Origin of the sequence: Paenibacillus sp. JSM ZJ436 (assembly GCF_044383795.1) — a bacterium.
In the GTDB taxonomy this organism is placed as follows: domain Bacteria; phylum Bacillota; class Bacilli; order Paenibacillales; family Paenibacillaceae; genus Paenibacillus_AQ; species Paenibacillus_AQ algicola.
Genome location: NZ_JBISEO010000005.1, coordinates 1 through 13,863, shown reverse-complemented (window position 1 = coordinate 13,863; position 13,863 = coordinate 1). Strand labels below are relative to the sequence as shown.

The window sequence follows — 13,863 nt, the reverse complement described above, 5'->3', positions numbered from 1 at the left end:
TGCCTAACTACATAACAGAGGTGAGAGAATCGTGACGTTGAGAAAGAAAATTACTGTATCCACACTAGCAGTTAGCATGGTAGCTGCCACAATAGCGGGTTTTCCGCTGGGGAGTGACGCATTTTCCAAGTATGCAGGAGGCGCTGTTGTTTCGGCTGCTGACTACAATCTGGATTATGTGAAAGACCGTTTGAATCGAGTTTATGGACAACTGTCTGAAAGTGACAAAAACCAGCTTCGCGCACTGCGTGATGAAGTGAAGAACAAAATTAGTTTTATCGCATTCGAACAAGACTTTGCACCACTATTATCAGCGTCAAGATCAGCAGGTGTGCTTGACAGTACACTGTTCAATCTGTTTCATGATTTAACATCTTTAACGTTTGATCCTCAGTACGACAATTTAGTCGCCATCCGAACTAATCAGGAATATATAGATGCAGCCAAGCAGATTGGTCAAGCTGGCGGCGTTCCTAACCTGACCGTTGATGATATCGGAAGTTTCTTGTTCGGACCGGGAGGGGTAGAGAGACAGCTGGTTTCCACTCTGCAGAATAAATCGATGGTAGAACTGGTCAATCTGCTCAATAACAGTGAAACTCGCAATAATCTCATTCGTGATTCCTTCCGTAGTGTGCTGAACAATCCGGTGAGCGATCAGAGTTTCGCACAAGTGCTGAGCAATCTGGGTATTACGGAGAATGATATCGCAGCATCGGTATCCGGAGTTCAGAGCCGGCTTGATTCTGCTGTAGTGAAGGATGCCGCACTTGCACTCGCGATAGCTTATCTGGCAGCAGAAAATATCAATCTTCCTGGAGAGCCAGATCCTGGGAATCCGACCGACCCTGTAACACCCCCACCAACTGACGGCGGCGGTAATTCAGGCGGTGGCGGTGGCGGAGCCCCAGGTGGTGCTCCTGGCGGTGGTGCCGTGCCAACTCCAACTCCGGACGGACCTTTAGAAGATCTTCTTGAATTTGATGCATCCAAATCGGTTCAGGTAGAAGCTGGTCAAGCGGTTGTGAAGCTAGACAATGCCTCTGTGCTGAAGCTGATCGGTGCCATTAAAGCTAAGGCAGGTGCTCAAGATCAATTGAAGCTGACTCTGGATCTCGGCTCGGTTGATTATGAATCCCTTGAGGTTCCGCTGTCTGCAGATATTGTGAAGGCTGCCAATGAAGCTGGCATTAAAACAATTGAAATTGCAGTGAATGGATTGACGGTATCTCTTCCTATTCAACAATTCTCGAGCGCTTTGAGCCTACAAGTAGCGAAGAAAGCGGATACTGCCGTAACCGTTATAACCAATCTCACACTAGCTTCAGATGTATATGAATTTGGCCTAGAGGTGAATGGCAAGCAGGTGACATCATTCCGTCAACCGATTATTATTGCCCTGCCCCTCCGGGATGTGAATGTGGATCAAGAGCTTTTGTCTGTCGTTAAGATCGTCGGTAACCAGCTTCAGATTCAGGGCGGTGTAGTGAACGGGGACGTAATTGTGGAGCCACGGGATACCTTCTCTTCTTACGCCGTTGTGGAGAACAAAGTATCCTTCTCAGACATTGGCAGTGTCCAATCTTGGGCCGGTCGTCAGATTCAGGTTGTAGCAGCTAAAGGCGCGATCGATGGAAGACCTAATGGTCTGTTCGCACCGAAAGACTCTGTAACCCGTGCTGAATTCTCCAAAATGTTGGTTCGTGCGCTGAACTTGGAGAACAGCTTGGCTTCTGAGCCATTTACCGATGTTTATACAGGTGACTGGTTCGCTCCTTATGTAGCTGCTGCAGCGGAGAAAGGCATCATTCAAGGGCGTTCGAGCACAACGTTTGCTCCTCATGCGAAAATTACACGTGCGGAGATGGCTGTCATGATCTCACGCGCACTCAAAGTATCCCAGGACTTAGGCAATGAGGCCGCTATGGAGAGCATATTGAATCAATTTAGCGATGCAGCTGATATTCATCCAACGTTAACACAAGGTGTTGCATTTGCAGCTTCCAAGGGTCTTGTGATTGGAAACAGCGGTAAGTTCAACCCAAATGATAATGCAACCCGGGCGGAAGCGGCCGTCATGATCTACCGTACGATGAATTCTAAATAATCCAATTCAACATAAAAGGCACCTTCCTCTTATGCAGATGGAGGAAGGTGTCTTTTAATGGGTGAAGATGGAGTGGATGCATCTTTTGGTAGTCATGGAAGATTAACTTTATACGTGTTGGAGGTAAATTGTGTGTCACGTGAATTAGAGCTGAGAGATATCTTTCAGATTATTCGCAAGCGAATCTGGCTGATTATCCTCATTATTATTCTGGTAAGCTCACTGGTGGGGGCGTACAGTGTTTTTATCAAGCAGCCTGTCTTTGAAGCTTCAACCAAAATCGTCGTCAACCAGACACCTGGTCAAACTACAGTAAGTCAATTGAATCTCAATGAAATCAACACGAACATTCAAATGATTAACACCTATAAGGAGATCATCAAGACTCCAGCCATTCTAGAGCAAGTTGTGGCGAGCTACCCTAAATTCCAGATCACGGCCGATGCGTTGTCTAGCAAAGTGAACGTCAGCTCGGTGAACAATACCCAGGTGATGACGGTGGTGGTTAGAGATCAGTCCTACGTGAAAGCGGCTGAGATGGCGAATGCGATATCCCGGGTGTTTGAGACGGAAATACAAAAGATTTTTAATGTACAGAACGTATCGATCCTGAACGAAGCCAAGACAGAACCAGCCGTACGGCCAAGTCCGGTAGAACCGAACATTGTGCTCAATATGGCGATCGGATTCATTCTCTCACTTATGATCGGGATAGGCCTAGCATTTGTATTAGAGTATCTGGATGACACCATTAAGTCTGAAGAAGACGTAAGAGCATTTCTGGATGTTCCGACCTTGGCCATGATTACACGAGTCAGTGAGGAAGATATGCAGTCGTCCAAATCATCCCGAAACACAAATGTGCTGCCGAGAAAGGGTGAGAACGATAATGTCACGATTGCAAAATAAAGAGCGGCATCTGATTGTCCAGACCAATCCGCGTTCTCCAATCTCGGAAGCGTTCCGCTCGCTGCGGACCAATATTGACTTCTCCTCCGTAGATGAGCAGACCCAAGTGATTATGGTTACCTCATCCGGACCGGAAGAAGGGAAGTCCACCGTTATTGCCAATTTGGCTGTCACTTATGCCCAGAACCATCGGAAAGTATTACTGATTGATGCTGATATGAGAAAGCCTACCGTTCATCGGACGTTTCGGTTATCAAACCGTGGCGGATTATCCTCTTATCTGTCTCATACTGATGCAATAGAAGATGTGATTCAGCTGACGAATGTAGAAGATTTGTTTGTCATGACGGCTGGGCCCATTCCGCCGAATCCGGCAGAGATGCTGAGCTCCAAATCCATGGCTAATATGATCAAAGCACTGCGGGAGCAGTTTGATGTGATTTTGATTGATGCCCCCCCTATTCTTGCTGTAACAGATGCCCAACTGCTTGCATCGAACAGTGATGGTGTATTGATGGTCATACATTCAGGAAAAGTGAAGAAAGATATTGCAAATAAGGCGAAGGAAATGCTGCTTCGCGTTAATGCCCGTATACTTGGCGTGGTGCTCAATAATGTGAAACGTAAGACCAGCGAAGAATATTACTACTACTACTATGGAAACTGACTAGCGCTGTTTGATGCACCAAAGAACGAATATTTAAATATAATTCGGAGGAACCGAAAAACCATGAAGTTGCGTAAAGATCGGGTGGCGCTGTTTCTCATAGACATTATCATTGTTTGTTTTAGTATCATGACATCGTACTGGCTACGTTTTTATGATTATTTCCCGGCGGAATACAAACTCCAGATGCTTCAATTTTCTGTCATCTCAGTGGTCGGGTTCGGAATCAGCTTTTATTGTTTTCACCTGTACCGTCGTGCTTGGCAGTATGCAAGTATTGAAGAGATTAAATCTATATTCAAAGCAGTAATTCTAGGTAGTGTGGTATCCTATCTGGCAGCTTGGATTTTGCTTCCCGATCGGATTCCCTTCTCTGTTATGATTCGTACATTGCAGTCCGTGCTGCTCTTAGCGGGGGGGATTCGATTTCTGGTTAGAGCATTTGTGCCCAGAGAGCGGAAGAATAGCGATCAACAGGCCTATAAGAATGTCATCATAGTAGGGGCTGGGGCCTGCGGAATTCTGATTGCCCGGGAACTTCAAAATGCCAAACTGGGAATGAAACTCGTCGGCTTTGTTGACGATGATCTGCAGAAATACAAGCTCCATATATTTGGTTACCCTGTGCTAGGTATGAGGGAAGATATTCCTGGTATCGTAGAGACCAAAGACATTCAAGAGATAATTATTGCAATTCCTTCTGCCAGCAGACAGCAAATATCCGACATTGCAAGCATATGTAAGGATACGGGCGTCAAGCTGAAGATGGTTCCAAGACTAAATGACCTCATCTCCGGGAAGGCATCTCTGAATAAGATGCGGGAGGTTAGTGTGGAAGATCTGCTTGGTAGAGATCCAATTCGTACGGATCTGGAAGGAATTATGAGCTACGTAAAAGGAAAAGTGGTCCTGGTGACAGGAGCGGGCGGGTCAATTGGTTCGGAGCTCTGCCGCCAGATATCCTTATTCAAACCGAGTAAGCTTCTCTTGCTGGGACATGGTGAGAATAGTATTTTTAATATCGAGATGGAATTGAAAAGAACGTTCCCGCATGTTGAGTTGGAGACCATCATCGCAGATATTCAGGACCGGGAACGTATGAACATCGTGTTTCAACAATTTCGGCCACAGGTCGTATTCCATGCCGCGGCGCATAAGCATGTTCCGTTAATGGAGAGAAACCCATCTGAGGCAGTAAAGAATAATGTGTTCGGCACGCAAAATGTTGCAGATTGTGCGGATCTTTATCAAGTGGAGAGGTTTGTATTGATATCCTCCGATAAAGCGGTGAATCCAACCAGTGTCATGGGAGCTACCAAGAGAATTGCCGAGATGTATATTCAAAGCTTAAATGCAACCAGCACGACGACGAAATTTGCAGCGGTACGGTTTGGTAATGTGCTCGGCAGCCGCGGCAGCGTCATCCCGTTCTTTAAGCAGCAGATCCTTGAAGGAGGACCGGTAACCGTCACCCATCCGGAGATGGTACGTTACTTCATGACGATACCCGAAGCGGTGCAGCTGGTACTGCAAGCAGGGTCGCTCGCAAGCGGTGGGGAAATCTTCGTTCTGGATATGGGAAGCCCGGTGAAGATTTTAACATTAGCTGAAGACCTTATCCGCTTATCCGGGTATGAACCTTACCAGGATATTGATATCAAGTTTACCGGTATTCGAGAAGGCGAGAAGCTGTACGAAGAATTGTTGACCGATGAAGAACATGTGAGCGCCACGCAGCATAATAGGATTTTTATTGGTAGGCCGAGCGATCTCAGCCGTCTTCAACTGGAGCTTGAGATCAAGAGAATGCACAAAGTCATCGCAGATGGCACCGGATCAATTAAAGACATGATCGACAAGCTGGTGCCGATGTATGAAGTCGTATCCTAAAAAATGCTTAGTAACACAAAGGTGGGAATATGCATGAAAAAGAATATATACCGTCACTTGCTCAGTTATCTTACTATAATACTGCTACTCAGTTCGTCTCCTGTATATACAGCTGATGCATCTAACAACGTGAAAATAAAACCGATAGATGTGGGCATGAATTTTGATGGCTCAGAGCTTCGCCCGCCAGCCGGACAATTCGTATTCATCCATAAAGGGACCACCTACGTACCATTGCGATTCGTGTCCTATGCGGTACAAAAGAACGTGAACTGGAATGGCAAGGAATCCAAGGTGACGATTACAGATCCTACACCGGCTCAGCTAATCTCAATTAAAGAAAAGTTAATGAATACAAATGCTGAGATCAAATCGCCATCCGCGGACTATAAGCTGCTGACACCGGTGCTGGTCAAATATGAGTTTAATGGGCAGAACAAAAACCTCCCTAATGGCCAGGCAAGCTACATGTACAAAGGCACCTTGTATGTGCCGATTCGCTTCATATCAGAGTCTGCTGGAATATCCATTAAGTGGGATCAGGAAAGCAAGACGGTGAGCGGAAGTTCGGCAGCTTCATCCAAGAGCCCAGATGTAACTCAGGACCAAGGAAATAAGGGAACGGATACAACGACTGGGCCAGTACAGCCAGCAGTACCTGTACCGGGGACACCTGCACTTGGAGGAACACCTGCGCAAGGAGGATCTGGACCATCAGCTCCAATACCTGGAGGAAGTGGCGCAAGCACAGTCACTTATGAAACCATTACTCGCACTGCCGAATCCAAACTTCAGTCTTTGCAATCCGAGAGTAGGTCAATATTATTCAGCCTTGCCCAGCGGTATCTTTCAGCTTCTGATGAGAGCACCAAGCAACAGCTTCTAGCCCAAGGTCAGCAGCAGCTTGATCAACTGACCGCTCAGTTTGAAACTATTGTTAGCGCAGCAGAGAGTGAACTGAAAGCCGGCGGCCACAGTACAGCTATTATTAATGAATACCGCAAGACTTTCCAGGATGAGATTGAAGCAGGTAAACAACTGGCGGAAGGGCTTGCCGGATAAGCAAGCCTCTTCCTCCGCAAGGGTGGGTGAATATCATGAAGATACGTAAGGCGATTATTCCGGCTGCCGGACTGGGTACACGTTTCCTTCCGGCGACCAAGGCGATGCCTAAAGAGATGCTGCCCATCGTGGACAAGCCCACGATCCAGTACATCGTGGAAGAAGCGATCGAGTCCGGAATTGAGGATATTATCATCGTCACAGGCAAGGGCAAGCGAGCGATTGAGGATCATTTCGATCATTCCTTTGAACTGGAACAGAATCTGTTCGAGAAAGGCAAGTTCGATCTTCTGGATGAAGTGCAGAAGTCCTCCAAGATGGTCGATATCCATTATATTCGGCAGAAAGAGCCCAAAGGTTTAGGCCATGCCGTATGGTGTGCCCGTAAATTCATCGGGAACGAGCCCTTTGCCGTACTGCTCGGAGACGATATCGTTCAGGCAGACAAGCCATGTCTGAAGCAGATGATCGAGCAGTACGAGCAATTAGGTTCATCGATCATCGGGGTACAGCATGTGCCTTGGGACGAGACCTCCCGTTACGGAATTGTGAACGGTCAGCAGATCAACGAACGTCTCTTCCAGGTCGATGGACTCGTCGAGAAGCCCAAAGATAACGAAGCGCCATCCAATCTGGCGATTATGGGACGCTATATTCTAAGCCCAACTGTATTTCAGATCCTGAATCACCAGAAGCCCGGTGCTGGCGGTGAAATTCAATTAACGGATGCGTTGTCTCTGCTGAACCAGCTGGAATCGGTGCATGCATATAATTTTGACGGGACTCGTTACGATGTCGGAGACAAGTTAGGGTTTATTATGACGACACTGGAGTTTGCTCTGCAGCGTGAGGATTTGAGAGAGCAATTGATGGTGTTTATGGGTCAAGAATTGGCTCGATATACTAGAGTTTTAAACTAAGAGTTATAATATCATCTGTTATTCCTGTTGTATGCTGGAACTTAGATATAACAGGAATAATCGGATGGGATTAGTATCTTAGTAGTTGGTTGGTGCCATGGAATCCAGCCAAGTGCTAACTTACTAAGTAACAATCAGCTAGAAAGGAAGTATAGATATGGAGTCAACGAGAGTTAAAGATAGAATATTCCTATCTTCTCCGCATATGAGTGATGAAGGATACGAGATGCAGTACGTACAAGAAGCATTTGATACCAACTGGATCGCGCCGCTTGGAGAGAACGTGGATGGGTTTGAAAGAGAACTAGCGGCCAAGGTTGGTTCTAAGGCTGCAGCCGCATTATCTTCCGGTACAGCTGCAATACATCTGGCTCTTATAGCCGCAGGAGTTGGCGCAGGGGATATTGTTTTCTGCCCGACACTAACTTTTTCTGCGACGGCTAATCCAATTATTTATCAGAATGCCGTTCCTGTTTTTATCGATAGTAATCTGGAGACATGGAATATGTGTCCTGAAGCATTGGAGCACGCGTTTGCCAAATATCCCGAGGTCAAGGCAGTCATCATCGTTCACTTGTATGGCCTGTCCGCCGACATGGATAAGATCATGGAGATCTGTAACATGCATCAGGTTGTCGTGATTGAAGATGCAGCAGAGTCATTAGGAACGTACTATAAGGGGCAGCATACCGGTACATTCGGTGATTATGGAATCTTTTCATTCAATGGGAACAAGATTATTACCACTTCCGGCGGCGGTATGCTGGTCTCGGATCAGGAAGAACGGATCGAGAAGGCAAGATTTTGGGCAACGCAGTCCAGAGATCAAGCCAGGCATTATCAGCATAGTGAACTAGGATTTAACTATCGCATGAGCAATATTGTTGCCGGAATTGGCAGAGGCCAACTGAAGGTACTCGATCAGAGAGTGGAAAAGAAAAGATACATATATGACTACTACAAGAGAGAACTTGGAGGCCTGGAGGGTGTGCAGTTTATGCCGGAAAACGACTGGGACCACTCAAACCATTGGCTAAGCGCCATCATCTTAACGGATAAGGTAAGAGCAGGCGATGTCATGACGGCTCTGGAACAAGTGAACATTGAATCCCGGCCCGTCTGGAAGCCCATGCACATGCAGCCGTTCTTCGAGAAGTATGATTATGTGGGTGAGAATGTAGCAGAAGTGCTGTTCGAGAGTGGGGTATGCCTGCCTTCGGATACGAAGATGACCGATGAGGATTTAGAGAGAGTAGTAGACATTATTAAAGGGTTGTGGAGCAATTCATGAATAATTTCAACAGATCTATATATAGAAGGTTTGTAAAAAGACCAATGGATATCGTCCTTTCGCTAGCTGCTATCCTGCTGTTAAGTCCCGTGTTTATTGTGGTTGCAATTCTTGTCAGAACCAAGCTGGGAAGTCCCATCTTGTTCAAGCAAGAGAGGCCAGGTCTCAATGAGAAGATCTTTACAATGTATAAGTTCCGAACGATGACGGATGAAAGAGATGAGAAGGGAGAACTTCTACCGGATAGTGTGAGACTCACCGCATTCGGGCGAATGTTGCGGTCCACCTCTCTCGATGAGCTGCCAGAACTCTTCAATATTCTCAGGGGAGAAATGTCCATAATTGGCCCAAGACCGCTATTGGTACAATATCTTCCTTTATACAATGATCATCAGAACCGCCGCCATGAAGTAAGACCAGGGTTATCAGGCTTAGCTCAGATCAGCGGTAGGAATACAGTTGACTGGAGAGATCGATTCGATCTGGATGTTACCTATGTTGATCGTATGAGCTTTATAGAGGATTGTAGAATTATAGGTTTAACACTCAAGAAAGTGTTTGTTAGAGAAGGAATTAACTCAGAAACCGCAGCCACGATGGAAGTTTTCAAAGGGAATAAGGAACGGATAGAGTTATGAATAATAAATTAATGATAATTGGTGCTGGCGGTCATGGCAAAGTCTGCGCTGATATTGCGATGAAGATGGATAATTGGAGTAGTATTTCTTTTCTAGATGACAATGAGAGTATCACTACATTCAAGGACATAGAAGTAATCGGGACATCAAGTGAGATTTCAGAGTACATCAGAGAATACGATGTATTTATTGCGGTTGGTGATAACGTTGTACGGCAAAGGCTGCAGCAGGAATTAGAGTCATTGGGGGCCCAGCTTACAACATTGATTCATCCCAGTGCAGTGATAGGAGAACAGGTTCAGATAGGCATTGGATCAGTGGTGATGGCTGGAGCAGTTATCAACTGTTGTACCCAAATAGGGAAAGGCTGCATTATCAATACGAGTTCATCGATAGACCATGATAATACTATAGGCGATTATGTACATATCTCGCCTGGAGTCCATCTAGCTGGTACCGTTGATATTGGGCATGGCTCATGGTTAGGTATTGGTAGTACTGTAAGTAACAATCTGAAGGTTGTGGAATGGTGTACGATTGGTGCGGGTTCTGTAATGGTTAGGGATATCACTGAGCCTGGAGTTTATGTTGGTATCCCAGTTAGGAGAGTTTGAATATGGGAAAGAACATATGGATTTTGAATCACTATGCTACAAGTATGTATATAGACCGTGCAGGCAGGCATTACTGGTTTGCAGAAAATTTAATTAACCAAGGATATAATCCAAGGATATTCTGTGCCTCTACAGTACACAACTCTACAGTAAGTATTAGAATTGAAAAAATGAAACACACTTCAGAAACAGTTAATAATATACCTTTTGTGTTTGTGAAAACACCAAGTTATTTAGGTAACGGTAAACAAAGAATTAAAAATATGCTGGTATTCTATAGAAACTTGATTTCTGTTGCAAAAGAATATGTGAAAACACATGGCAGACCGGATGTGATATTAGCTTCAAGTGTTCATCCGCTCACTTTGGTTGCTGGAATAAAAATAGCCAAAAGATTAGGTATACCTTGTATATGTGAAGTAAGAGATTTATGGCCAGAAAGTATAGTAGCTTACGGAGCCTTGAAAAGAGATAGTTTAATTGCCAAGTTATTGTATCAGGGTGAGAAATGGATATATAAACGAGCTGACTCGGTCATCATGACATGGGAAGGTGGTCGAAATTACATTATTGATCAAAAATGGGATGGTCAGGTCGATTTAAGAAAAGTTGAGCACATAAGCAATGGTGTAGTAATAAGTGCATTTGATAAAAACAGCGAAGAACATAAGATAATAGATTCAGATTTAGAAAATAAAGACCATAAAAATGTAGTATATGCAGGTTCTATCAGGAAAGTAAATAACCTTGGAATGCTATTGGATGCTGCAAAAATAATTCAAAATCAAGATAAGAAAGACATTAGATTCTTAATATATGGTTCAGGTGATGAGAGTAAGTCACTTCAAAAACGCTGTAAAGAGGAAGGTATTAATAATGTCATATTTAAAGGGCGAGTAGACAAAAAATATGTACCTTCTATTCTTAAAAGTTCTTATATTAATATACTTCACAATTCAAGTACATCACTTGATAAGTATGGTCAAAGTCAGAATAAATTTTTCGAATATCTAGCAGCAGGAAAATGTATAGTGCAAACGTATACGACTGGATACAGTATTTGCGAGAAGTTTGAATGTGGAGTTATTGCTCCAGTTCAAACTGCAGAAACAATTGCTGAATCTATAATTCTTGCCTGTGGAGACGAAAATAAAAATAGGTTGATGGGGCAGAACGCCCGTCATGCAGCACATCAGTTTGACTTCTCCACATTAACGGAAAAATTAATCAATATTATAGAGAATGTAGATGGAAGTGAGGGAAAATCAATTGAGCCTGTACGGAAAACTAGTTAATAAAGAGGAAAAAGTAGCAGTCGTAGGATTAGGATATGTTGGAATGCCGATAGCAGTGGCTTTTGCCAAAAAGCTTAACGTTATTGGGTTTGACTTAAACACTGACAAAATTAATTCATATAAGCACGGGATAGATCCAACCAATGAAGTCGGTAACGAGGTTATAAAGAACACTACAGTAGAATTCACAACTGATGAATCTAAACTTCAAGAGGCCAAATTTCATATTGTTGCAGTGCCTACACCAATAAACACTGATAAGACTCCAAACTTAAAGCCAATAGAAGGTGTAAGTGAAACGATTGGTCGAAATCTCACTAAGGGATCAATAGTTGTGTTTGAGTCAACAGTGTATCCCGGGGTTACTGAGGATATCTGTATTCCTATTCTCGAACAAACATCAGGTCTGAAGTGCGGATTGGACTTTAAAGTTGGGTATTCTCCAGAGAGGATTAATCCTGGTGATAAAGTACATAGATTAGAAAACATTACAAAAATCGTATCTGGTATCGATGCTGAATCGTTAGAAGAGATATCTAGAATATATGAATTAGTTGTTGAAGTGGGTGTTCACCGCGCAAGTTCCATTAAAGTTGCCGAAGCTGCAAAAGTTGTTGAAAATAGTCAACGTGATATTAATATTGCATTTATGAATGAACTTGCTATGGTTTTTGATAAGATGGGCATCGATACACAAGAAGTAATTGAAGCAATGAATACTAAATGGAATGCTCTAAAGTTTTATCCAGGTTTAGTGGGTGGACATTGTATTAGTGTTGACCCATACTATTTTATTTACGAAGCAGAGAAGCTTGGCTATCATTCACAAATTATCTTGTCAGGTAGAAAAATAAACGATGGGATGGGTACCTATGTAGCGGATAATATTATAAAAAAATTGATCCAAGCAAACAAAGTGGTAAAGAATTCTAAAGTTGTTATTCTGGGCATCACATTCAAGGAAAATTGCCCTGATACACGGAATTCAAAAGTAGAGAGCATAATTAAACGTCTCAATGAATATGAGATTGAACCGATTTTAGTTGATCCTTATGCAGATCCAAGGGAAGCTAAACGTGAATATGGTATAGACTTAGTTCCTTTTGATATGATAAATGACGCTGATTGTCTTGTGTTTGCAGTAGCGCACGATATGTTTAAAGATATGACAATAGACAAGGTGAATGGGATGTTTAGGGAATTGCCAAACTATGAAAAAGTTATAGTGGATGTTAAAAGTATCTTACATAAAGACGAGATAAGAAGATATGGATTTTGTTACTGGAGATTATAATATTTCAATAAATTAGAACTGAGGTCGTTTATGAAAGTACTGCATATAAATTCATATTACATTGGAAGTAACTTTTATAGAAATTTATATGATAAACAATTAGAACTGGGGATAGACTTAGATGTTTTTGTTCCCGTTCCAATCTCAATTGATCCGTCGATTTATAGATTAGGTGATTATACGACTATAAGTGCTAATCATGGGAAGTATGATCGAATAATATTCTACCTTAAGCATTGGAAAATATTTAATGATATTGTACAAAACTATAAAATACAGAATTATTCGATGATCCATGCACACTCTTTGTTTTCGAACGGTTATATAGCAATGAAATTAAAAAAGAAATTTAATAAACCTTATATCGTAGCAGTAAGAAATACTGACGTAAATACTTTTTTTAAAAGAATGCCGCACCTACGAAAGCTAGGAGTTAGTATACTTAAAGAAGCAAACAAGGTAATATTTTTGTCAGAATCTTATAAAGAGATTGTGTTGAGGAAATATATACCGAATGATCTAAAAAGGGGTATTTTAGATAAGGTAGAAGTAATTCCAAATGGGATTGATAATTTTTGGTTTATAAATAAAGGCATTCCCAAACATCTTCCAGAAGGAATGAGATTGAAGTTTCTTTATGTCGGAGTAATAAATAAAAATAAAAATATAACTACAACAATAAAAGCTATGGAATATCTTCAAAAAGAAGGATTTAACGTTACTTTCACTATAATTGGAAGAATAGAGGATGATTCTATATATCAGAAAATAAAAGATACTTCAAATGTGAATTATGTATCTTCAATGCAAAAAGAGGATTTGATTAAAATATTTTGTAATCATGATTTCTTTGTAATGCCATCCAAAACTGAATCCTTTGGTTTGGTTTATGCAGAAGCAATGAGTCAGGGATTACCTATTATATATAGCAAGGGACAGGGATTTGATGGTCAATTTGAAGAGGGCATGGTTGGCTTCCATGTAAATAGTCAACATCCACATGAAATTAAAGATAAGGTTATTGAAATAATTAAAGATTATTATAATATCAGGCCTGTTGATTAACCACTAAATGGTAGAAAAAGAGCCGTCAACCCGATAAAATGTTTGTACCCCTACAAACAATTGGGAAGGTGACGACTCCATGAAAAATACTAACACGATTCTTCCCATTCT

Annotated in this window: 12 protein-coding genes; all 12 read left to right on the top strand. The window is 42.6% G+C overall.

What is annotated here, in order from left to right; genetic code table 11:
* The first annotated feature begins 31 nt into the window (after nt 1-31).
* The 12 genes from ACH6EH_RS08170 to ACH6EH_RS08115 all read left to right on the top strand — a co-directional run bounded on the left by ACH6EH_RS08170 (nt 32) and on the right by ACH6EH_RS08115 (nt 13,752).
* Nucleotides 32-2,107 (top strand): S-layer homology domain-containing protein, encoded by a 2,076-nt coding sequence (locus tag ACH6EH_RS08170; RefSeq protein ID WP_397331922.1) that lies wholly within the window; start codon nt 32-34, stop codon nt 2,105-2,107.
* A 132-nt stretch (nt 2,108-2,239) separates the two neighbouring features.
* Nucleotides 2,240-3,016, top strand: a complete 777-nt coding sequence (locus ACH6EH_RS08165; RefSeq protein WP_397331921.1) for a YveK family protein — start codon at nt 2,240-2,242, stop codon at nt 3,014-3,016.
* Nucleotides 2,997-3,683, top strand: a complete 687-nt coding sequence (locus ACH6EH_RS08160) for a CpsD/CapB family tyrosine-protein kinase (RefSeq protein WP_397331920.1) — start codon at nt 2,997-2,999, stop codon at nt 3,681-3,683. The genes ACH6EH_RS08165 and ACH6EH_RS08160 overlap by 20 nt, the downstream gene beginning before the upstream one ends.
* Before the next feature lie 63 nt (nt 3,684-3,746).
* Nucleotides 3,747-5,573 carry a polysaccharide biosynthesis protein gene (locus tag ACH6EH_RS08155; RefSeq protein WP_397331919.1) on the top strand — a complete coding sequence of 609 codons (1,827 nt, stop codon included), beginning with the start codon at nt 3,747-3,749 and terminating at the stop codon, nt 5,571-5,573.
* A gap of 33 nt (nt 5,574-5,606) precedes the next feature.
* Entirely contained in the window at nt 5,607-6,635 is a 1,029-nt protein-coding gene (locus tag ACH6EH_RS08150) for a stalk domain-containing protein (RefSeq protein ID WP_397331918.1), read from the top strand.
* 35 nt (nt 6,636-6,670) lie between these two features.
* Nucleotides 6,671-7,555, top strand: a complete 885-nt coding sequence (gene galU / locus ACH6EH_RS08145) for a UTP--glucose-1-phosphate uridylyltransferase GalU (RefSeq protein WP_397331917.1) — start codon at nt 6,671-6,673, stop codon at nt 7,553-7,555.
* 157 nt (nt 7,556-7,712) lie between these two features.
* Nucleotides 7,713-8,846, top strand: a complete 1,134-nt coding sequence (locus tag ACH6EH_RS08140; RefSeq protein ID WP_397331916.1) for a DegT/DnrJ/EryC1/StrS family aminotransferase — start codon at nt 7,713-7,715, stop codon at nt 8,844-8,846.
* Entirely contained in the window at nt 8,843-9,484 is a 642-nt protein-coding gene (locus ACH6EH_RS08135) for a sugar transferase (protein ID WP_397331915.1), read from the top strand. Before ACH6EH_RS08140 ends, ACH6EH_RS08135 begins: the two co-directional genes overlap by 4 nt.
* Nucleotides 9,481-10,098, top strand: coding sequence for an acetyltransferase (locus ACH6EH_RS08130; protein WP_397331914.1), 618 nt, complete (start codon nt 9,481-9,483; stop codon nt 10,096-10,098). Before ACH6EH_RS08135 ends, ACH6EH_RS08130 begins: the two co-directional genes overlap by 4 nt.
* 2 nt (nt 10,099-10,100) lie before the next feature.
* Nucleotides 10,101-11,393, top strand: a complete 1,293-nt coding sequence (locus ACH6EH_RS08125; RefSeq protein WP_397331913.1) for a glycosyltransferase family 4 protein — start codon at nt 10,101-10,103, stop codon at nt 11,391-11,393.
* Complete coding sequence (locus ACH6EH_RS08120; RefSeq protein WP_397332124.1) at nt 11,368-12,687, top strand: nucleotide sugar dehydrogenase; 1,320 nt, start codon at nt 11,368-11,370, stop codon at nt 12,685-12,687. The genes ACH6EH_RS08125 and ACH6EH_RS08120 overlap by 26 nt, the downstream gene beginning before the upstream one ends.
* 30 nt (nt 12,688-12,717) lie before the next feature.
* Nucleotides 12,718-13,752 carry a glycosyltransferase family 4 protein gene (locus ACH6EH_RS08115; RefSeq protein WP_397331912.1) on the top strand — a complete coding sequence of 345 codons (1,035 nt, stop codon included), beginning with the start codon at nt 12,718-12,720 and terminating at the stop codon, nt 13,750-13,752.
* The last annotated feature ends 111 nt before the right edge of the window (nt 13,753-13,863 follow it).

Excerpts from the sequence above, each read along its gene's own strand:
- ACH6EH_RS08160 (WP_397331920.1), top strand. The coding sequence starts at position 2,997 with ATGTCACGATTGCAAAATAAAGAGCGGCATCTGATTGTCCAGACCAAT.
- ACH6EH_RS08155 (WP_397331919.1), top strand. The coding sequence starts at position 3,747 with ATGAAGTTGCGTAAAGATCGGGTGGCGCTGTTTCTCATAGACATTATC.
- ACH6EH_RS08150 (WP_397331918.1), top strand. The coding sequence starts at position 5,607 with ATGAAAAAGAATATATACCGTCACTTGCTCAGTTATCTTACTATAATA.
- galU (WP_397331917.1), top strand. The coding sequence starts at position 6,671 with ATGAAGATACGTAAGGCGATTATTCCGGCTGCCGGACTGGGTACACGT.
- ACH6EH_RS08140 (WP_397331916.1), top strand. The coding sequence starts at position 7,713 with ATGGAGTCAACGAGAGTTAAAGATAGAATATTCCTATCTTCTCCGCAT.
- ACH6EH_RS08135 (WP_397331915.1), top strand. The coding sequence starts at position 8,843 with ATGAATAATTTCAACAGATCTATATATAGAAGGTTTGTAAAAAGACCA.
- ACH6EH_RS08130 (WP_397331914.1), top strand. The coding sequence starts at position 9,481 with ATGAATAATAAATTAATGATAATTGGTGCTGGCGGTCATGGCAAAGTC.
- ACH6EH_RS08125 (WP_397331913.1), top strand. The coding sequence starts at position 10,101 with ATGGGAAAGAACATATGGATTTTGAATCACTATGCTACAAGTATGTAT.
- ACH6EH_RS08115 (WP_397331912.1), top strand. The coding sequence starts at position 12,718 with ATGAAAGTACTGCATATAAATTCATATTACATTGGAAGTAACTTTTAT.